Source organism: Chryseobacterium sp. LJ668, from assembly GCF_019613955.1.
Taxonomy (GTDB): Bacteria; Bacteroidota; Bacteroidia; order Flavobacteriales; family Weeksellaceae; genus Chryseobacterium.
On record NZ_CP080443.1, the window covers coordinates 2,227,288 to 2,245,901 of the forward strand.

Annotated in this window: 19 protein-coding genes; 12 read left to right on the forward strand and 7 right to left on the reverse strand. The window is 35.1% G+C overall.

Annotated elements, in window-relative coordinates; translation table 11 throughout:
• Positions 1–69: 69 nt before the first annotated feature.
• A complete protein-coding gene (gene rimO, locus K0U91_RS10435; RefSeq protein ID WP_220179586.1) occupies positions 70–1,371 on the forward strand; it encodes a 30S ribosomal protein S12 methylthiotransferase RimO in 1,302 nt (433 codons plus the stop codon).
• A gap of 563 nt (positions 1,372–1,934) precedes the next feature.
• The gene (locus tag K0U91_RS10440; RefSeq protein WP_219971316.1) at positions 1,935–2,306 is read left to right on the forward strand and encodes a septal ring lytic transglycosylase RlpA family protein; all 372 of its coding nucleotides are present in this window, start codon (positions 1,935–1,937) and stop codon (positions 2,304–2,306) included.
• 59 nt (positions 2,307–2,365) lie between these two features.
• On the opposite strand, the gene K0U91_RS10445 is transcribed toward K0U91_RS10440, so the two are convergent.
• Positions 2,366–3,130: an exodeoxyribonuclease III gene (locus K0U91_RS10445; RefSeq protein WP_219971317.1), complete on the reverse strand. Its 765-nt coding sequence runs from the start codon at positions 3,128–3,130 to the stop codon at positions 2,366–2,368.
• A gap of 81 nt (positions 3,131–3,211) precedes the next feature.
• The gene (gene porX, locus K0U91_RS10450) at positions 3,212–4,756 is read right to left on the reverse strand and encodes a T9SS response regulator signal transducer PorX (protein WP_220179587.1); all 1,545 of its coding nucleotides are present in this window, start codon (positions 4,754–4,756) and stop codon (positions 3,212–3,214) included.
• A gap of 254 nt (positions 4,757–5,010) precedes the next feature.
• Between porX and K0U91_RS10455 the strand changes: the two genes are divergently transcribed.
• From K0U91_RS10455 to K0U91_RS10495, 9 genes are all read left to right on the forward strand, one after another.
• Entirely contained in the window at positions 5,011–6,216 is a 1,206-nt protein-coding gene (locus K0U91_RS10455; RefSeq protein ID WP_220179588.1) for an HD domain-containing protein, read from the forward strand.
• A gap of 88 nt (positions 6,217–6,304) precedes the next feature.
• The gene (lpxD, locus tag K0U91_RS10460) at positions 6,305–7,336 is read left to right on the forward strand and encodes a UDP-3-O-(3-hydroxymyristoyl)glucosamine N-acyltransferase (protein WP_220179589.1); all 1,032 of its coding nucleotides are present in this window, start codon (positions 6,305–6,307) and stop codon (positions 7,334–7,336) included.
• Positions 7,329–8,726 (forward strand): bifunctional UDP-3-O-[3-hydroxymyristoyl] N-acetylglucosamine deacetylase/3-hydroxyacyl-ACP dehydratase, encoded by a 1,398-nt coding sequence (locus tag K0U91_RS10465; RefSeq protein WP_219971321.1) that lies wholly within the window; start codon positions 7,329–7,331, stop codon positions 8,724–8,726. The genes lpxD and K0U91_RS10465 overlap by 8 nt, the downstream gene beginning before the upstream one ends.
• Complete coding sequence (gene lpxA, locus K0U91_RS10470) at positions 8,727–9,515, forward strand: acyl-ACP--UDP-N-acetylglucosamine O-acyltransferase (protein WP_219971322.1); 789 nt, start codon at positions 8,727–8,729, stop codon at positions 9,513–9,515.
• Between the two features lie 14 nt (positions 9,516–9,529).
• Positions 9,530–9,883, forward strand: a complete 354-nt coding sequence (locus tag K0U91_RS10475; RefSeq protein WP_219971323.1) for a hypothetical protein — start codon at positions 9,530–9,532, stop codon at positions 9,881–9,883.
• Positions 9,884–9,896: 13 nt separating this feature from the next.
• Entirely contained in the window at positions 9,897–10,463 is a 567-nt protein-coding gene (efp, locus tag K0U91_RS10480; protein ID WP_219971324.1) for an elongation factor P, read from the forward strand.
• A 190-nt stretch (positions 10,464–10,653) separates the two neighbouring features.
• On the forward strand, positions 10,654–11,556 hold the full coding sequence (locus K0U91_RS10485) for a UDP-3-O-(3-hydroxymyristoyl)glucosamine N-acyltransferase (RefSeq protein ID WP_220179970.1): 903 nt from the start codon (positions 10,654–10,656) through the stop codon (positions 11,554–11,556).
• Positions 11,557–11,646: 90 nt separating this feature from the next.
• Positions 11,647–12,519 carry a succinate--CoA ligase subunit alpha gene (gene sucD / locus K0U91_RS10490; RefSeq protein WP_219971325.1) on the forward strand — a complete coding sequence of 291 codons (873 nt, stop codon included), beginning with the start codon at positions 11,647–11,649 and terminating at the stop codon, positions 12,517–12,519.
• A 115-nt stretch (positions 12,520–12,634) separates the two neighbouring features.
• Entirely contained in the window at positions 12,635–13,312 is a 678-nt protein-coding gene (locus K0U91_RS10495) for a porin family protein (protein WP_219971326.1), read from the forward strand.
• 78 nt (positions 13,313–13,390) lie between these two features.
• Here the strand turns inward: K0U91_RS10495 and K0U91_RS10500 are convergent, their stop codons facing one another.
• The 3 genes from K0U91_RS10500 to K0U91_RS10510 all read right to left on the reverse strand — a co-directional run bounded on the left by K0U91_RS10500 (position 13,391) and on the right by K0U91_RS10510 (position 16,069).
• Positions 13,391–14,701 (reverse strand): ABC transporter permease, encoded by a 1,311-nt coding sequence (locus tag K0U91_RS10500; RefSeq protein ID WP_220179590.1) that lies wholly within the window; start codon positions 14,699–14,701, stop codon positions 13,391–13,393.
• 5 nt (positions 14,702–14,706) lie between these two features.
• Entirely contained in the window at positions 14,707–15,618 is a 912-nt protein-coding gene (locus K0U91_RS10505; protein ID WP_219971328.1) for an ABC transporter ATP-binding protein, read from the reverse strand.
• Between the two features lie 100 nt (positions 15,619–15,718).
• A complete protein-coding gene (locus K0U91_RS10510) occupies positions 15,719–16,069 on the reverse strand; it encodes a T9SS type A sorting domain-containing protein (protein ID WP_219971329.1) in 351 nt (116 codons plus the stop codon).
• A gap of 118 nt (positions 16,070–16,187) precedes the next feature.
• On the opposite strand from K0U91_RS10510, the gene hemB reads away from it, so the two are divergent.
• Positions 16,188–17,177 (forward strand): porphobilinogen synthase, encoded by a 990-nt coding sequence (hemB, locus tag K0U91_RS10515; protein WP_220179591.1) that lies wholly within the window; start codon positions 16,188–16,190, stop codon positions 17,175–17,177.
• Positions 17,178–17,257: 80 nt separating this feature from the next.
• On the opposite strand, the gene K0U91_RS10520 is transcribed toward hemB, so the two are convergent.
• Both K0U91_RS10520 and K0U91_RS10525 read right to left on the reverse strand, forming a co-directional pair.
• Complete coding sequence (locus K0U91_RS10520) at positions 17,258–17,986, reverse strand: hypothetical protein (RefSeq protein WP_219971331.1); 729 nt, start codon at positions 17,984–17,986, stop codon at positions 17,258–17,260.
• 82 nt (positions 17,987–18,068) lie between these two features.
• Positions 18,069–18,359, reverse strand: coding sequence for a TM2 domain-containing protein (locus K0U91_RS10525; RefSeq protein ID WP_220179592.1), 291 nt, complete (start codon positions 18,357–18,359; stop codon positions 18,069–18,071).
• Between the last annotated feature and the right edge of the window lie 255 nt (positions 18,360–18,614).

Genomic DNA, 18,614 nt, shown 5'->3' on the forward strand with positions numbered 1-18,614 from the left:
AATGAGTGGTTTTTTAATGCTTAAGATACAGATTTATATTTTGTATCTTTGCACACTCAAAATAGAAAGATGCGTACAAAATCTGTAGGAAAGAAGAAAATTAATATTGTAACGCTTGGTTGTTCCAAGAATGTTTACGATTCAGAAGTTCTGATGAGCCAGCTTAAAGCCAATGGCAAAGAAGTGGTGCATGAGGACAAAGGAGATATTATAGTCATTAATACCTGCGGATTTATTGATAACGCGAAAGAAGAATCTATCAATACTATTTTAGAGTACGTTGAAGCTAAAAATAGAGGTGAAGTAGAAAAGGTTTTTGTTACGGGTTGTCTTTCAGAAAGATATAAGCCAGATTTGATCAGAGAAATTCCTGATGTAGACCAGTATTTCGGAACGAGAGATTTGCCGATTTTGCTGAAACATTTAGGGGCAGATTACAAACATGAGTTGGTAGGAGAACGATTAACAACAACACCAAAACATTACGCTTACCTCAAAATTTCCGAGGGCTGCGACAGACCTTGTTCGTTTTGTGCAATTCCTTTGATGAGAGGAGGGCACACTTCAACACCGATTGAAAAACTCGTTAAAGAATCTCAGAAATTGGCAAAAGTAGGAGTGAAAGAATTGATCTTAATCGCTCAGGATTTGACGTATTACGGTTTAGACATATATAAAAAGAGAGCATTGGGCGAATTGCTAAAAGAATTGGTAAAAGTCGAAGGAATCGAATGGATTCGTCTGCATTATGCTTTTCCAAGCGGTTTCCCGGAAGATGTTTTAGATATCATCAGAGAAGAGCCGAAAGTGTGTAACTATATTGATATACCGCTTCAGCATATCAATTCAGATCTGTTAAAGTCGATGAAACGTGGGACAACGCACGAAAAAACAAATGCTCTATTAGATAAATTCAGAGAAAAAGTTCCAGATATGGCGATCAGAACGACTTTGATTGTTGGTTATCCGGGTGAAACACAAGAGAGATTTCAGGAACTGAAAGAATGGGTGCGAACGCAAAAATTCGACAGATTGGGATGCTTTACATATTCTCACGAAGAAAATACGGGAGCTTATGTTTTAGAAGATGATATCCCGCAAGAAGTAAAGGAAGCCAGGGTAGAAGAGATTATGGAATTGCAGTCACAGATTTCTTGGGAGAAAAATCAAACGAAAATAGGGGAAGTTTTCAAATGTGTTTTTGACAGGAAAGAAGGAAACTACTTTGTAGGCAGAACAGAATATGATTCGCCTGATGTTGACAATACGGTTTTAGTATCTGCAGAAAATACCTACATTTCTATTGGCGAGTTTGCCCAGGTCAGAATTACTTCCGCCGAGGAGTTTGACTTATATGGCGAATTAATTTAAATAAAATAAAAACCAGTGATTCATTCATTGGTTTTTTGTTTGTAATGAAGGGGTGAGTAATTTTTGAAGCCTCTTTATCAACAATTTTATTTTGCGAAATCTGCAGCTTCTTGATTTTTAATATTTCAGATCTAATTTTTATAGAATTTCAGCATAGTAGTATTTTTATTACAAATTTTTCTTTCCGTAGTATTTAACGAGAAGTTTTACTACGCGATTCAACATCTGCTGTTTTAAATTTGGCAAAAGATTTTTCAGATTATTTCTTGAAATTTGATTTATTACAGGTATAATTTAGCAAAATCACAATTTTTTAAATATTTGATATTTAGATAGTTAAGAAATAAATCAGTCTCTAAAGGGGCTTAAAGCAGTTAAATCTATTAACTTTTAAGTGTTTTTTTTAACGTATTTTAACATAGTCACTTAAAACCCCTGATAATAGGAAGTTACGATATCGTTTAAGAAATTTTTAACTTTTAATTAAGATTTGTTAACGTTTAAAATAGGTGAGTAAAAAGTTTCAGTTTACTTTTGCCCTGTCAAACAAATAAAAGTTCAAAATGATGAAAAGATTCATTCTCGTAATCATAATGATGATTTCAACACTAGGTATTTATTCTTTCAAGAACAATGCCGAAGATGCGAAGAAAACAAGTTATGCGTCGTATTACCACGACAAGTTTAATGGTAAAAAAACTGCAAGCGGAGAAGTTTTTAGTAATTCAAAATTAACCGCAGCGCACAGAACGCTTCCTTTTGGGACCGAGATTAAGGTAACCAATCTGAACAATGGAGAAGAGGTAATTGTAACGATTAATGATAGAGGCCCTTTCCATTCATCAAGAGCATTAGATATGTCTAAAGCTGCGTTCGATGAAATTGGGGGTACACGCAAAGGTATCATCCCCGTAGAGTACGAAATTGTCGATTAAATTTAATACGATTCTTAAAACTAAATAAAGCCAGCTGATTCAGCTGGCTTTATTTAGTTTTAGAGATCTACTTCTAGCATCGCAGGACAGTGGTCAGAATGCACTGCTTCTTTTAATATAACAGCTCGTGAAAGTTTGTCTTTTAGAGAATACGAAGCGAAGTTGTAATCTAGTCTCCATCCCTTATTATTGGCTCTCGAATTTTGTCGGTAACTCCACCAGGTATAGTTTCCGGGTTGATTATTAAAAAATCTGAAACTGTCTATTAGTTCACATTCTTCGATGAAATTGGTCATCCATTCTCTTTCCATTGGTAAAAAGCCTGAAGTATTTTTTAAACCAACCGGATTATGAATATCAATCGCTTCGTGACATATATTGAAATCTCCGGATATAATGAGATTCGGAATCTCTCTCTTCAGATTTTTAATGTATGCTAAAAAGTCATGACAGAACTGCATTTTAAATTCCAACCTGTCAATATTCGATGCAGACGGAACATACACTGAGATCACAGAATATCCTTCGAAGTCAGCTCGGATGATTCTTCCTTCGTTATCATAGCTCTCAATTCCGCAGCCGTATTCCACATGATGAGGTTTTATTTTGGAGGCAATTCCGACACCGCTATAGCCTTTTCGTATTGCCGAATGCCAATAACTGTAATATCCTATTTTTTCAAGACTTTCGATGTCGATCTGGTCGTTTCCGGCTTTGCTTTCCTGAATGCAGATCATGTCCGGATCAGCAGTTTTCAACCATCCGAGAAAATCTTTTGTAAAAGCAGCTCTTATCCCGTTGACGTTGTAGGTGATTAATTTCATGATTCAAAAATATAAAAAATCGGGCGGAAAAAATCGAAGATTTTTTCCGCCCGAGCCCAAAATAATAAACTATGAAAAAAACTATTTAGGTTCTAAAATACTGATTGGGATAATGCATTCCTCTAAAGAAATTCCACCGTGTTGATAGGTTTCTTTATAATAATTAACGAAATGATTATAATTTTTCGGATACGCTAAAAATATATTGTTTTTTGCAAAAATATATTTCGAACTTAAATTTCCTTTAGGTAAAAATATTTTCTCGGGATTGGTTACTGCCCAAACATCTTTATCATCGTACGTCAAACTTTTCCCTGTTTTGTAACGGATGTTTGTTGAGGTTTCTCTGTCTCCTACAACACGGCTTGGTTTTTTTACATAAACGGTTCCGTGGTCGGTCGTGATAACCAGTTTGTAACCGCTTTCAGCAGCAAGTTTGATAATTTTAAGTAAAGATGAATTTTCAAACCAGTTAGATGTCAGAGAACGGAACGTTTTGTCATCTCTGATCAGCTGGTCAACAATATGATTATCCGTTTTTGCATGCGAAAGAATATCAATAAAATTGTAAACAATCACCAGAAGATCATTGTTTTTATGCTGATTAAAATCTTCGTAAATCTTCTTCTCAAAATCGGCATTGAGAACTTTCAGATATTTCATCGATTTAGAATTTAAACCGATCCTTTTCATCTGATCTTCTAAAAAGTCACGCTCATATTCATTTTTATTTCCGTCTTCATTATCATTAAACCATTTGTCAGGAAAACGCTTTTCTATCTCTGATGGAAGCATACCTGCAAAAAACGAGTTTCTCGCATATTGCGTAGCGGTCGGAAGAATACTGTAATAATAATCTTCTGAGACTTTGTTGTAATATTTGGTAAATAAAGGTTCGATTACTTTCCACTGATCATATCTTAAATTGTCTACCATCAGCAAAAGAACTTTATCTTTTTCCACTTCAGGTTTCACTTTGTCTCGGAATAAAGTATGGCTCATCAACGGTTTGTCATTGCCATTCAGCCATTCCTCGTAATTGTTTTCAATAAATTTTGCAAACTGTATATTGGCTTCTTCTTTTTGAGACTGCAGCAAATCGGCAAATTCGTTATCTGCAACTTTATCAAATTTCAGCTCCCAGTTGACTATCTTTTTATAATATTCAGCCCAGTCCTGATACGTTTTCAAATAAGAAAGCTCCATAGAAAGATTTCTGAATTCCTGCTGATATTGAAGAATAGTCTTTTGCTCGACAAGGTTATCCTGCTGAAGATTCTTTTTTAATGATAATAAAATTTGATTCGGATTTACCGGTTTCAAAATATAATCTGCAATCTGAGAACCAATTGCCTCTTCCATGATATGTTCTTCTTCACTTTTTGTCACCATTACAATTTTCAGAGAGATGTCTTTCTCTTTAATCATAGGGATGGCCTCAAGACCGGAAATTCCTGGCATATTTTCATCGATAAGCGTCAATGCAAATTTTTCTGAATCGATCAGTTCTAAAGCCTCATTCACGTTATTTACGGGAGTTACATGGTATCCCTTTTTTTCTAAAAATACGATATGAGGTTTAAGCAAATCTATTTCATCATCGATCCATAATATTTTTTCTGACATAAAAGTATAATTTTTCTAGTATTATTGTATCAAAACTGTAACCAAAATACCTTTATAAAACCCAAATTGTAGCCTTCAAAAGTTAAATCTTAGTTAAAGGATTTTTTCTATTATATTTATAAAATGTGGTATGAAGATAGGCTAAAAACTTCAGTTCTGGAAGCGTTATTAATAAAAATTCATTCTATTAAATTTTGCAATTTTCGTCGGATTCACTTTAATACCTTAATTTTGCAATTTCACAGTGTATTTCTATGCAAAACAAGCTTAAAATTATCAACGATCCCGTTCACGGTTTTATAAAAATCCCTCACGAGATTTTATTTGATATTATAGAACATCCTTATTTTCAGAGATTAAGAAGGATTTCGCAAACCGGACTATTAAATTTAATTTTTCCAGGGGCCACGCATACAAGATTTCATCATGCTTTGGGTGCAATGCATCTGATGTTTACTGCCTTGGAAACTTTAAAGCAAAAAGGAATTCAGATTTCAGAAGAGGAGGAGAAAGGGGCGATGCTCGCAATTTTGATGCATGATATCGGTCACGGTCCATTTTCTCATGCATTGGAAAATATGTTGATGGACGATTGGCATCACGAAAATCTTTCATTATTATTAATGAACAGATTGAATGATGAGTTTAATGGCCAATTATCAACAGCGATAGAAATGTTTCAGGGAAAATACCAGAGGAAATTTTTCAATCAGTTGATCAGTTCACAATTAGATGTCGACCGGTTGGATTATCTAAAAAGGGACAGCTTTTTCACAGGGGTTTCGGAAGGAAATGTGAATACCGAAAGAATTATATCGATGATGAATGTCTGTGAAAATGAATTGGTTATTGATGCCAAAGGTGTTTATTCTATTGAAAATTTTCTCACAGCAAGAATGTTTATGTACTGGCAGGTATATTATCACAAAACATCAGCATTGGCAGAATTTATTTTGGTTAAAATTTTACAGAGAGCAAAATATCTGGCTTTACAGGGTGTAGATCTACCAGCAACCGACAATTTAAAATACTTTCTGAATCGTGAAAAAAGTAAAGAAACTCACGAAGATGTAGAGAGGTTTACTCAAATGGATGATAATGATATTATCCATGCTATGAAATTGTGGCAGACTTCAGATGATTTTATTCTGTCATACTGGTGTAAGTGTGTGATTCAGAGAAATCTTCCAAAAACCATTATTTCTTCCCAGCCATTCACCCGGGAATTTGTTGAGGAAAAAATCAAAAGCACCAATGAATTTTTAGGAATAAGCAATGCCCACGAGCTTGTATATGAAATCGAAAGAAGCCTGCTGCCTTATAATTCCGAAAAACAGCCTATTTATTTATTACAGAAAAGTGGTAAAGTTTTAAGACTTGAAGAATCTGAAGATCAGCTTTTATCGGGTCTTATAAGTAGCAAAACGACACGGTATATCCTTACTTTTCCAAGATTTTAATGACAGATAATCTTAAAGAATACTAAAATCTCTATTCCTCAAACTAAAAAATGTTGGTGAATAATAGAATTTGTTATCTTTGCAGAATATGGAATTCACAGCTTCGCAAATTGCGAGTTTTATTGACGGAAAAATTATAGGTGACGAAAATGCACTTATTACAGGAGTTTCACCTATAGAAAGTGGAGAAACAGGGCATCTTTCTTTTATTGCCCAAGAACGTTTTTCACACTATTTAGATACTTCAAACTGTTCTGTTCTTATAGTTTCAGAAGATATTTTAGCCAAAGACATTTACAACCAGACAATTATTGCCGTAAAAGATGCTTATCTTTCTTTTCAGGTTCTGATGAATTTGTATCAGGAAATGCAGGGAAGAAAAGAAGGTGTTGAAGATGGCGCTTCTATTCATGAAACTGCTGTTATAGGGGAAAAAGCTTATGTCGGAGCATTTACTTATATTTCTGAAAAAGCTAAAATTGGGGAGGGATCACAGATTTATCCTCAGGTTTACATAGGAAAAGGAGTTAAAATCGGTAAAAACTGTAAAATTGACAGTGGTGCAAGAATTTACGATTATTGTATCATTGGTGATAATTGTGTGATTCATTCCAACACTGTGATTGGTGGAGACGGTTTTGGTTTTCAGCCGACTGCCGAAGGTTTCAAAAAAATTCCTCAATTGGGGAACGTAATTATTGAAGATGACGTGGAAATTGGCTCAAACTGCAGTATAGACAGGGCCACCATCGGGTCAACCACCATCGGAAAAGGAACTAAAATTGATAATTTGATTCAGATTGCACATAATGTAAAAATCGGTCAGAATAATGTAATTGCCTCGCAGACAGGGATTGCAGGTTCTACAATCGTTGGTGACTGGAACCAGATTGGCGGTCAGGTCGGCATCGTAGGACATATCAAAATAGGAAGCCAAGTGAAGATTCAGGCCCAAAGTGGTGTCAATACTCATGTGAATGATAAAGAAACAATGTATGGTTCGCCGGCAATCAGCTATAATGACTACCTAAGAAGCTACGTACATTTCAGGAATCTTCCTGGAATTGTAAAAAGAATAAATAATCTTGAGAATAACTCAAAAGATCATACTAATGAGTGATATGCAAAAAACACTTCAGGAAGAGGTTACTCTATCCGGAATTGGCCTTCATACTGGTAAAGAAGTAAAATTGACCATCAAACCTGCCAAAGAAAATACAGGCTTTGTTTTTGTAAGAACAGATTTGGAGGGTCATCCTCAGGTCGAAGCTGATGTAAACTATGTTGTAGCAACTGAAAGAGGAACTACTTTAGAAAAATTAGGCGTAAAGATCAATACTTGTGAACACCTTTTAGCAGCTTTGGTAGGCTGCGATATTGATAACGCAATTTTGGAAATGGATGCTTCTGAAGCTCCAATTTTAGATGGTTCTTCTAAATTTTTCGTAGAAGCAATCGAAAGTGTAGGAATTGTAGAACAGAAAATTGCCAGAGAATATCTGGTGGTAAAAGAAGTTTTAAGCTACAGCGATCCTGCAACCGGTTCAGAAATCACGATTATCCCATCAGATAATTATGAAATTACTACGATGGTAGATTTCGGGACTAAAGTTTTAGGAACTCAAAATGCTACCTTAAGAAATATTTCAGAGTTTAAAGAAGAAATATCTTCTGCCAGAACTTTCAGCTTTTTGCATGAATTAGAAATGCTTCTGGATCACGGTTTGATTAAAGGAGGTGATATTTCTAATGCGATTGTGTATGTTGATAAAGATCTTACACCTGAAATTACCGAAAAATTAAAGAAAGCTTTTGGCAAAGATCATGTTTCTATAAGACCAAATGGTATTCTTGATAATTTGACTCTAAATTATCCAAACGAGGCTGCAAGACATAAATTATTAGATGTAATTGGTGATTTAGCATTGTGCGGAGTTAAAATAAAAGGTAAAATAATCGCCAATAAGCCGGGACATTTCGTAAATACACAGTTCGCTAAAAAGCTGAACCGTCAGTGGAAATTACAGAAAAAGAAAAACGTTCCCGATTTTGATTTAACAAAAGAACCTGTATTTGATATTAACGGAATTATGAGACTGATGCCTCACCGACCGCCGTTTTTATTAATAGATAAAATTCTTGAATTGTCTGATTCTCATGTGGTCGGTTTAAAGAATGTCACCATGAATGAGCCTTACTTTGTAGGTCACTTTCCAAAAGAACCGGTAATGCCTGGAGTTCTACAGGTTGAAGCCTTGGCACAGACAGGAGGTATTTTGGTTTTAGCCAGTGTTCCAGACCCTGAAAACTATTCCACTTATTTCATTAAAATGGATAAAGTGAAATTCAAGAGAAAAGTAGTTCCCGGTGATACTATGATTTTCAAAATTGAATTGATTGAGCCTATCAGAAGAGGTATCGTACATATGCAGGGTTACGGATATGTGGGTGATACAATCGCTGTTGAAGCTGAGCTAATGGCACAGGTTGCAAAAAATAAAGTTGAGTAAATGATTCATCAATTAGCTGCCGTTGATAAACGTGCAAAAATCAGTAAAAATGTAATTGTAGAACCCTTTACTACCATTGCAGGTGATGTGGAAATAGGTGAAGGTACCTGGATCGGCTCTAATGTAACCATTATGGATGGTGCAAGAATTGGAAAAAACTGCAGAATCTTCCCCGGAACCGTTATTTCTGCTATTCCTCAGGATCTGAAATTTGACGGAGAAGATACCCAGACGATCATCGGTGACGAAACCACAATCAGAGAATGTGTTACCGTCAACAGAGGAACAAAAGCTTTAGGTTATACTAAAATTGGTGACAACTGTCTGATTATGGCAACTTCGCACATTGCACATGACTGTATTATTGGTGATCATGTAATCATTGTAAATGGTTGCGGAATTGCCGGTCACGTAGAAATAGGTGACTTTACCGTTATGGGTGGCTTAAGTGCCGTTCACCAGTTTGGGAAAATCGGTAAGCATGTAATGATCTCCGGTGGTACTTTGGTAAGAAAAGACATTCCACCCTATGTAAAAGTTGCCCGTGAGCCAATGTCATATGCAGGAATCAATTCTGTGGGTTTAAGAAGAAGAGGGTTTACCAACGATAAGATTTTTGAAATTCAGAAAATTTACAGAGCGATCTTTCAAATGAAAATGAATGTCTCACAGGCAGTTTCTCACATCGAAAAAGAAATGCTACCTACCGCAGAAAGAGACGAAATTCTGCAGTTTATCCAAAATTCTCCGAGAGGTATCGTAAAAGGATACGGAACTGGAAAAGAATAACTTAATTTGAAATAATGAAAACTCTACTATTGATTTTCACGGCATTTTCAGTATTTGCTTTCGGGCAGAAAAGAAATTTAGATATTGAAACTAAAGATTCTGTAGCAGTAAAAAATGTAAATTCAATATTAGATTATTCCAAAAAGACATATTTCGCTTCTGATAAAGCTTTAAGCTTAAAATCAGAAATTGAGAATAATGTCAATCAATTATTAATCAATAAAAATAACTTTGACAACATAAATGGTGTTCGATATGGTGGTTATACCACACCTTGGTCTTTAGCAGACCTAAGATTAAACACTGCCGGTTCACAACACATCAGAACAATAACGACGATCCCGGTTTATAACTCAAATAAAAAATAACAAATTATAAATAATGGCAACAAGTAACGATATAAGAAAAGGTCTTTGCATAGAATTTAGCAATGATATCTTTAAAGTAATCGAATTTATGCACGTGAAACCAGGTAAAGGTCCTGCTTTCGTAAGAACAAAAATGAAGTCTGTAACCAACGGAAAAGTGCTTGATAATACTTTTTCTGCAGGACACAAAATTGACGAAGTAAAGGTAATCACCAGAAAATTCCAATATCTTTATGATGATGAGAATGGTTTCCACTTTATGAATAACGAGGATTTTTCTCAATTATATTTGGGTAAAGAAATGATTGAAAACTCTAATCTCATGAAAGCAGGTGAAGAAGTTACAATTATTTTAAAGGAAGCTGATGAGACTCCTTTATCTGCAGAACTTCCTCAGTCTGTGTACCTAGAAGTAATAGAAGCTGATCCGGGTGTAAAAGGTAATACTGCAACCAACGCTTTAAAAAACGCTATCGTTGAAACAGGAGCAAGAGTAATGGTTCCTTTATTTATTGAAGCGGGCGACAAAATCAAGGTAAGCACAGAAGACGGTTCTTACTTAGAAAGAGTAAAAGAATAAGTATTCAAAAATAATATGAAGCTGAAAGTATAATAACTTTCAGCTTTCATTTTTTTATGGCAGCTATTGTAGTTTATCCTGAGCTTGTCGAAGGATTCCCAAATCGGGCTGCGATTTAGACCGTAAACAAATCTTGTCTAAGCTCAAAACCTTAACAAGATTGATTAAACTAAAAACATCATTAGAAAATATGACGTTTCATCAGCCACAAAAACTGAAAACCATAGCAGATCTTATCGGGGCAAAATTTGTAGGTTCCGAAGACTTTCCTATTTTAGGAACAAACGAAATTCACAGAGTGAAATCCGGCGAAATTGTTTTCGTCAATCATCCGAAATATTACGACAAAGCTTTAAACTCTGCTGCTACTATTATCCTAATCGATAAAGAAGTAGAGTGTCCGGAAGGAAAAGCACTTTTAGTTTCGCAAGATCCGTTTAGGGATTTCAATAAAATTAATACTCACTTCACCAGAATCTATAATTTCACCGAAGAAAGGCACGATATCGAAATCGGTGAGGGTACAAAAATCCATCCTTCCGCAGTTCTTGGAAACAATATTACCATTGGAAAAAACACATTGATTTTTCCAAATGTTGTCATCGGAGACCGCACCGTAATCGGAGATAATGTAATTATACAATCTAACACTGTTTTAGGAGGCGATGCATTTTATTACAGAAAATTAGATGGAAATTTTGACCGTTTAATTTCGGTAGGAAACGTCATCATTGAAAACCATGTAGAAATCGGCAACAGCTGTACTATTGACAGAGGAGTTACAGATTCTACGGTCATTGGCGAAGGTTCGGTTTTAGATAATCAGATTCAAATCGGTCACGATACGGTGATTGGCAAAAAGTGCCTTATTGCTTCTCAAGTAGGTATTGCAGGCTGTTGTATAATAGGTGACGAAGTTACTTTATGGGGACAGGTCGGTATTGCTTCAGGTAACAGTATTGAAAGCGGTTCTGTAATTTTAGGAAAAACAGGAGTCAACAGAGATCTTAAAAAAGGTACCTATATCGGGATGTTTGCAGAAGATTTTAAAACATATCTCAAAAAAGAGGTGAAACTCAGAAATCTCGAATAACAATTGCTTGTTTTATCCAAAATCAAAGAAAAATAAGTAAATTTGTGAGCATTAATAAAAAGTCAAAAAATAAATTAAAACAACAATAAAATGTCAATTTTAGTAAACAAAGATTCTAAAGTAATTGTACAAGGTTTTACAGGTAACGAAGGTACTTTCCATGCAGGTCAGATGATTGAATACGGAACTAACGTAGTAGGCGGTGTTACTCCAGGAAAAGGGGGAAGCGAGCACTTAGGAAAGCCGGTATTTAATACGGTTGCCGATGCTGTTTCAAAAGCCGGGGCTAATGTAAGTATCATTTTTGTGCCGCCTGCATTTGCTGCAGATGCTATCATGGAAGCTGCTGAAGCAGGTATCAAAGTAATCGTTTGTATTACAGAAGGTATTCCGGTTGCAGATATGGTAAAAGTAAAATCTTATATCGCTGACAGAGAATGCAGATTGATCGGGCCAAACTGCCCGGGAATCATCACTTCTGATGAAGCTAAAATTGGTATTATGCCAGGTTTCGTTTTCAAAAAAGGAAAAGTGGGGATCGTTTCAAAATCAGGAACTCTTACTTACGAAGCTGCTGATCAGGTTGTAAAAGCTGGTTACGGTGTTTCTACAGCAATCGGAATTGGCGGTGACCCGATCATCGGGACTACGACAAGAGAAGCTTTAGAATTATTCATCAACGATCCGGAGACTGAAGCGGTTGTAATGATCGGTGAGATCGGTGGTGGTCTTGAAGCTGAGGCTGCAAGATGGTATAAAGCAAGTGGTTCTACAAAGCCGGTAGTTGGTTTTATCGCCGGACAAACTGCTCCTAAAGGCAGAACAATGGGTCACGCTGGTGCTATTGTTGGAGGTGATGAAGATACAGCTCAGGCTAAAATGGAAATCATGAGAGAAAACGGTATCAATGTAGTAGATTCCCCTGCTGACATTGGTGTTACTGTAGCTAAAGTTTTAGGATAATAACAAATTATATGAAATCGCCTTTACTGTTTGGTAATAAAATACTGATGGAGATAGGCGATAACATACTTTGTCCCGGTTATTCGGGATGACTTTAAAAATAATACAAATTACAATGAAAAAATTTTTATTACTATCAGCTTTAGCACTTTCTGCCACATCTTTCGCGCAGATCGATTTCAGCAGCACAAGATTTGGTGTTACTGCTGGTGGAAACTATTCCAGAGTTAAAAACGCACACAATCCTTCCGGAGCAAGATTTGCTTTTCAGGGTGGTGTTTTGGCATTAATCCCGATGGGTGGTGCTAATCAGTTTTATCTTCAACCTGAGGTTACCTACTACGGAGCGGGAGAATCCGGTAAAGATAAAAATGCTAAAAATGCCGATGGTTATGATGCAATGTATGCGAATAATTATCTGAGTGTGCCGATTTACTTCAAAGGATATTTTTCTGAAGCAGAATCAGAATTTTTTGGAATGATCGGTCCGAGATTTAATTTTTTATTAAGTCAGAATGTTAAGAACGTACCTGCAGGAAGACCTTATTATGACCCTGATGTGAGTGTTCCTGAGAATCCACAAATCAGCGGAAAAGCAAGCAGCTTTAATTTTGCAGTTGGTATAGGAGTAGGATATAGCTACAAAAGACAGCTCGAATTGGCTTTGAAATATGACTTGGGGGTTTCCAATACTTACCCGAATCTGATTGAAGATTTTACCAAAGACCCGAATACGGCAAAAAAGAAATCTGAGCAGGTTCTTAGCTTAAGTTTAAGTTATATTTTTGAATAAGAATTTTTAATTCAAGACATAAAGAATCCCGGGATGTTTATCTCGGGATTTTTGTTTTATATCAGAATTTTATGTAGTCTAACTTCTGATCCACTTCCAAATCTCCTTTAACGTAGCCTTATTTCCGTACATTAAAATTCCCACTCTATATATTTTACCGGCTAAGAAAATCATAAAAATTGTCGTTGCCAGTAATAAGAAAATTGATAAAGCAATTTCCCAGGCAGGAACACCATAAGGTATTCTGGCAATCATTGCAACAGGTGAAGTAAAAGGGATAATAGATAACCAAAACCCTAAAGGTCCGTCAGGATTATTCATCAAAGAAAAACTTCCGTACATCCCCAACGTTAAAGGTAAAATAGCAAATAAAGTAAACTGCTGTGTTTCTGTCTCATTATCAACTGCAGAGCCGATTGCTGCGTAGATTGAGCTGTAAAAGATATATCCTAAAAGAAAAAATACAATAAATACAAATATGATCAAAGGAAAATTTAAATCCAGTAAACTGTGGGAAACCTGTGTCGCAATCTGTGCAATGTCAAGTTTGTCGGATATTTCTGCATCGCCACCGGGTATATTCTTCTGAATTGATGAAAAACCGGTATTCAAAATTAAGGCTCCGACTACAGACATGCTAATCCAGATAATAAACTGAGTAAGAGCAACCATCGTTACGCCCAGTATTTTTCCCATCATTAGTTCAAAAGGCTTTACGGAAGAGATGATAATTTCTACTACTCTGTTGTTCTTTTCTTCCAAAACACTTCTCATAACCCGTACTCCGTAAATGATAATGAACATAAATGTAACATACATCAATCCTAGGCTCAACCCGGTCTTTACTCCGAAAGCAAGATCAGAATCTTCTTTATTATCTTCAGAAACATTAATGGTTTTCAGTTCAAAACTTTTGTCAAGATTATCAAGCTGCGATTCTGCTATTCCTAACTGTTTGATCTTCTCTTTCTTAATTACGTTACTGATATCGGAGATGATTCTTTGTTTGGTATCAAGACCGATTTTTGTGTTGACAATCAATCTTATATTTTTTTCTAAATCATCAAAATTCTGACTCATTATCTGGGGCAATATCAAAATTCCATCTAAAGACTCATTGCCTTTGAGGTTTTGGATTTTTGATTTTTCATCAGCGATAGGAATAAAAATATACTCCAATTTATCATTAGATTTAAGCTGATTTTTGAAAAGTCCACTGTTGTCAACTACTTCAATCACATTATGCGACTCGTTGGCTTTAAACATCAATCCGATTACAGCCCCGAAACCGATAATCATTAAAGGAGCCAGTAGAGTAAGTAAAATGAAAGATTTTTTCTTTACCTGTGTAAGAAATTCTCTTTTTGTAATTAAATATATATTGTTCATAAAATTTAAGAATGATTACCAACGGCATTTATAAACACTTCATTCATGCTCGGGATTTTCTCGTCAAATGATCTTACTTTCCCGGCTTGTACAAGATCAAGCAAGATATCATTCTGACTGACAGTATTTTTCAGATCAAAAGAAATAAGATTGTTTTTCTCTGAAAGATTGAAAACCTCATATTTATTCTGGAAATGCTGAAGCTTTTCATTATTCACATCAGAAAGTGTAATTCCAAAAATATTTTTTTTGAATTTTTCTCTTACGTCAAACACTCTTCCGTCAATTATTTTTTTTGAATTGTCAATCAAGGCAACATAATCACACATTTCTTCTACGCTTTCCATTCTGTGGGTAGAAAGAATAATGGTGGTTCCGTTATTTTTAAGTTCAATGATTTGATCTTTAATCAAATTTGCATTTACGGGGTCAAAACCTGAAAAGGGTTCGTCAAGAATCAATAAATGCGGTCTGTGAAGAACAGTGACCACAAACTGTATTTTCTGCGCCATTCCTTTTGAAAGTTCAGACAGTTTCTTCTTCCACCACTGGTCGATATGTAGTTTCTCAAACCATTTTTTGGCCTCGTTCAAAGCATCACTCTTTTTCATCCCTTTCAGTTCTCCAAAGTAGAGAATCTGATCTCCGACACTCATGTTTTTATATAAACCTCTTTCTTCAGGCATATATCCGATGTCTTTGATATGATTGGGATTCAGCTTTTCTCCATTGATGAAAACATCTCCGGAATCTGCCTGTGTAATTTGATTGATAATGCGGATGAAAGATGTTTTTCCCGCTCCGTTTGGTCCCAGAAGACCATAGATACTTCCTTTCGGCACATGAATGCTAAAATCTTCCAAAGCTGTTTTCTTTCCGGCGTTGTAAGTTTTAGTAATGTGATCAGCTTTTAGCATTAAATTTTTTTTTACAATGAGTATAAAAATAATCCGAAAGTTACGGAATTAAAAGAATTTTGCTAAAAGAAAAAATCCTGATGTTGATCAGGATTTAATATTATTGTTTTACTATTTGAGTAACCTTCTGCGTATTATCGCTGAGCATATAGCGGATCAGATACTTTCCGGGTTTTAATTTTTCAATATTGATCTCAGATCTGTTTGCATTTACATTGTAATTGGCAACCTGCGTTCCTAATATAGAATAGAATATTACTGATTTTATTTTTAGCGAAGAATCTTTAGCTTTAACCACCAAAAAGTCTTTTGCAGGATTCGGGTATGCAGTAAGAACTCCATCATCAGACTTTTGTGATGTAGAAGAAGGTTCTTTTATTTGTGCTTTTACATTGTCGGAAAAGCCAACAAATGCGCCCATAAATATAATTAAAAGTAAAAATTTTTTCATCAACGACTATTTTGCATAATTATTATCAACAAAACTAATAAATTCTACAATCATCTGCAATAGTTTTTCGCAGAACTTATATTAAATTTGCAATAAATTATTCAAAAAGTATTCCAAAATGATCTATTCAAGAAACCGAAGATTAAGAGTAAATGAATCTATGAGAGCGTTGGTGCAAGAATGCAGTCTTTCAACAAACGATTTTGTGATGCCGATCTTCGTAATGGAGGGTGAAAATAAAGAAGAAGCAATCTCATCAATGCCAGGAATTTTCAGACGAAGCGTAGATCTGACTGTTAAAGAATGTAAGGAGTTATTTTCTTTAGGCGTAAAGGCTGTCAATCTTTACATGAAAGTTTCCGAAAATCTGAAAGATAACACAGGAAAAGAAGCCTGGAATAAAGACGGATTGATGCAAAATACTATTAAAGCAATCAAAGATGCAGTTCCCGAAATGGTGATTATGACTGATGTTGCACTAGATCCTTATTCAATTTACGGTCACGACGGAATCATAGAAAACGGAAAAATTCTTAACGATGCAACAAACGAAGCTCTGGCAAGAATGTCAGTATCTCATGCAGAAGCGGGCGCAGACATTGTCGCACCAAGTGATATGATGGACGGCAGAGTTCTCGCGATTCGAGAAGCATTGGAACAAAGCGGTTTTCATGATGTCGGAATTTTAAGTTATGCTGCAAAATATGCTAGTTCATTCTATGGCCCGTTTCGAAGTGCTCTTGACAGCGCACCAAAAGATAATATGGAAATTCCGAAAGATAAAAAGACCTATCAGATGGATTTTCACAATTCTCGTGAAGCATTAAATGAAGTTTTTAAAGATGTTGAAGAAGGTGCAGATATCATCATGATCAAACCCGGTCTTCCTTATTTAGATATCGTTGCCAAAGTGCGTGAAGCGATTGATTTACCAATTGCAGTTTACAATGTAAGCGGTGAATATGCAATGCTGAAAGCCGCTGCACAAAACGGCTGGTTAGATAATGATAAAGCAATCATTGAAAGTTTAACTTGCTTTAAAAGAGCAGGCGCCGATATGATTTTCACTTACGCAGCAAAAGAAGCAGCAATTCTTTTAAACAGGTAAATAGTTTTTAAGTTAAAAGTTATGAATTTTGAGTTGAAATATTTTCTCGCAACTTATAATTCATAACTTTTAACTTATAATTATTTAAAGTCAAAGTCTTTTCCTTTGGTAAACTTTGCGGCGAAAGGAGCCTGATTCCCGGAATACTTTAAAACAAAATGTTTTTTAGTATCCGTATCGACTTTAGCTTCAACTTCTACATCCTCTGTCTGAAAACTGACATCCAAAGCAACACCGGATTCTTTTTCTAAAACGATTTCCACACTCTCGGCATAGAATAATGAAGTACTTAAATAATTAAATTTAATATTTTTACGATACGTTTTTGATTCGGAATCTGTAAATTCTGAATATTTCCTAAGAATTTCAATTCCCGGCGAATCTATATTGGTGATTCTTGATTTTGTAACTCCGTTGACGCGTACAGAAAGACTTTTGGCACTGTTGATATTCCCGTTAATTCCGATATTGAATAATGAAGGCAACGAAAGACCATATTCCACTATACTTTCTTTTGTAAATTCAAAATCAGGAATCAAAGCTGAATGTTTAGGAATATTAAAAAGCTGATCTTTAACTGTTTTCAACTGTTGTTCAGAAAATAAAAAACCAATTAGATTATTATTGGTTGTTCGCCAGTTTCTGCCATTCCATTCGTAGATTTCACAAAGCAAGGTGTCTGTAGAAGAGTGGGGCAAAAGATCAATATCCTGCCATTTAAAAACTTCTTTTGCATAAGGTCTTCGGTTGATCAGGTTAATGCCGAGATCCAATGCTAATAAATCAGTTAATTGCTGGTTATTTTCCATAAAATTTAAATTGAGATTGGTGATTTAAATGTAAGAAAAATATCAATTAATCAGATTCGTAAAAGGAAAATTTGTGTTAAAATTACAACCAGCCTTTTTTGTTGTGAACATATGTATTGTCAAATTGTTCATCGCTCATAAACAGATAAATGATTCCTTCGATAAATGGGATAATTGATGCTACCCCACAAGTAACAACATTTAGTACTAATTGAATAACTCCTTCTTTTGTATATCCCAAATAGAATTTATTTAAAGCTAACCAACCGACAAGAAGACCTAAAAGTGCAGCCGGAATTTTCTTTTCTGACTTATAAGGCATATTATTTTGTTGTTGAGTATTGCCGTCTTTTGTGTAACCGTAATTTTCCATGATAAATCTTGTTTGTTGTTTTTGATAAGTAGCATTAAAACCTTCATCGTTACAGAAGATTTTATAGATTACTGAAAAATTAATATTGATTTATACGATTGTCCGCAATTTATTGTCATCAATAATATATTGTATTTCATTGTTAAGTTTACGCCTTTGTATAACTTAACAACGGTCAAGATTTAAAATTCTTTGTTTGGCTTTGCGTCAAATTAAATGTTATGACACATTGCGGATGTTCAATTTGATTTATTA

Excerpts from the sequence above, each read along its gene's own strand:
- rimO (WP_220179586.1), top strand. The coding sequence starts at position 70 with ATGCGTACAAAATCTGTAGGAAAGAAGAAAATTAATATTGTAACGCTT.
- K0U91_RS10440 (WP_219971316.1), top strand. The coding sequence starts at position 1,935 with ATGATGAAAAGATTCATTCTCGTAATCATAATGATGATTTCAACACTA.
- K0U91_RS10445 (WP_219971317.1), bottom strand. The coding sequence starts at position 3,130 with ATGAAATTAATCACCTACAACGTCAACGGGATAAGAGCTGCTTTTACA.
- porX (WP_220179587.1), bottom strand. The coding sequence starts at position 4,756 with ATGTCAGAAAAAATATTATGGATCGATGATGAAATAGATTTGCTTAAA.
- K0U91_RS10455 (WP_220179588.1), top strand. The coding sequence starts at position 5,011 with ATGCAAAACAAGCTTAAAATTATCAACGATCCCGTTCACGGTTTTATA.
- lpxD (WP_220179589.1), top strand. The coding sequence starts at position 6,305 with ATGGAATTCACAGCTTCGCAAATTGCGAGTTTTATTGACGGAAAAATT.
- K0U91_RS10465 (WP_219971321.1), top strand. The coding sequence starts at position 7,329 with ATGAGTGATATGCAAAAAACACTTCAGGAAGAGGTTACTCTATCCGGA.
- lpxA (WP_219971322.1), top strand. The coding sequence starts at position 8,727 with ATGATTCATCAATTAGCTGCCGTTGATAAACGTGCAAAAATCAGTAAA.
- K0U91_RS10475 (WP_219971323.1), top strand. The coding sequence starts at position 9,530 with ATGAAAACTCTACTATTGATTTTCACGGCATTTTCAGTATTTGCTTTC.
- efp (WP_219971324.1), top strand. The coding sequence starts at position 9,897 with ATGGCAACAAGTAACGATATAAGAAAAGGTCTTTGCATAGAATTTAGC.
- K0U91_RS10485 (WP_220179970.1), top strand. The coding sequence starts at position 10,654 with ATGACGTTTCATCAGCCACAAAAACTGAAAACCATAGCAGATCTTATC.
- sucD (WP_219971325.1), top strand. The coding sequence starts at position 11,647 with ATGTCAATTTTAGTAAACAAAGATTCTAAAGTAATTGTACAAGGTTTT.
- K0U91_RS10495 (WP_219971326.1), top strand. The coding sequence starts at position 12,635 with ATGAAAAAATTTTTATTACTATCAGCTTTAGCACTTTCTGCCACATCT.
- K0U91_RS10500 (WP_220179590.1), bottom strand. The coding sequence starts at position 14,701 with ATGAACAATATATATTTAATTACAAAAAGAGAATTTCTTACACAGGTA.
- K0U91_RS10505 (WP_219971328.1), bottom strand. The coding sequence starts at position 15,618 with ATGCTAAAAGCTGATCACATTACTAAAACTTACAACGCCGGAAAGAAA.
- K0U91_RS10510 (WP_219971329.1), bottom strand. The coding sequence starts at position 16,069 with ATGAAAAAATTTTTACTTTTAATTATATTTATGGGCGCATTTGTTGGC.
- hemB (WP_220179591.1), top strand. The coding sequence starts at position 16,188 with ATGATCTATTCAAGAAACCGAAGATTAAGAGTAAATGAATCTATGAGA.
- K0U91_RS10520 (WP_219971331.1), bottom strand. The coding sequence starts at position 17,986 with ATGGAAAATAACCAGCAATTAACTGATTTATTAGCATTGGATCTCGGC.
- K0U91_RS10525 (WP_220179592.1), bottom strand. The coding sequence starts at position 18,359 with ATGGAAAATTACGGTTACACAAAAGACGGCAATACTCAACAACAAAAT.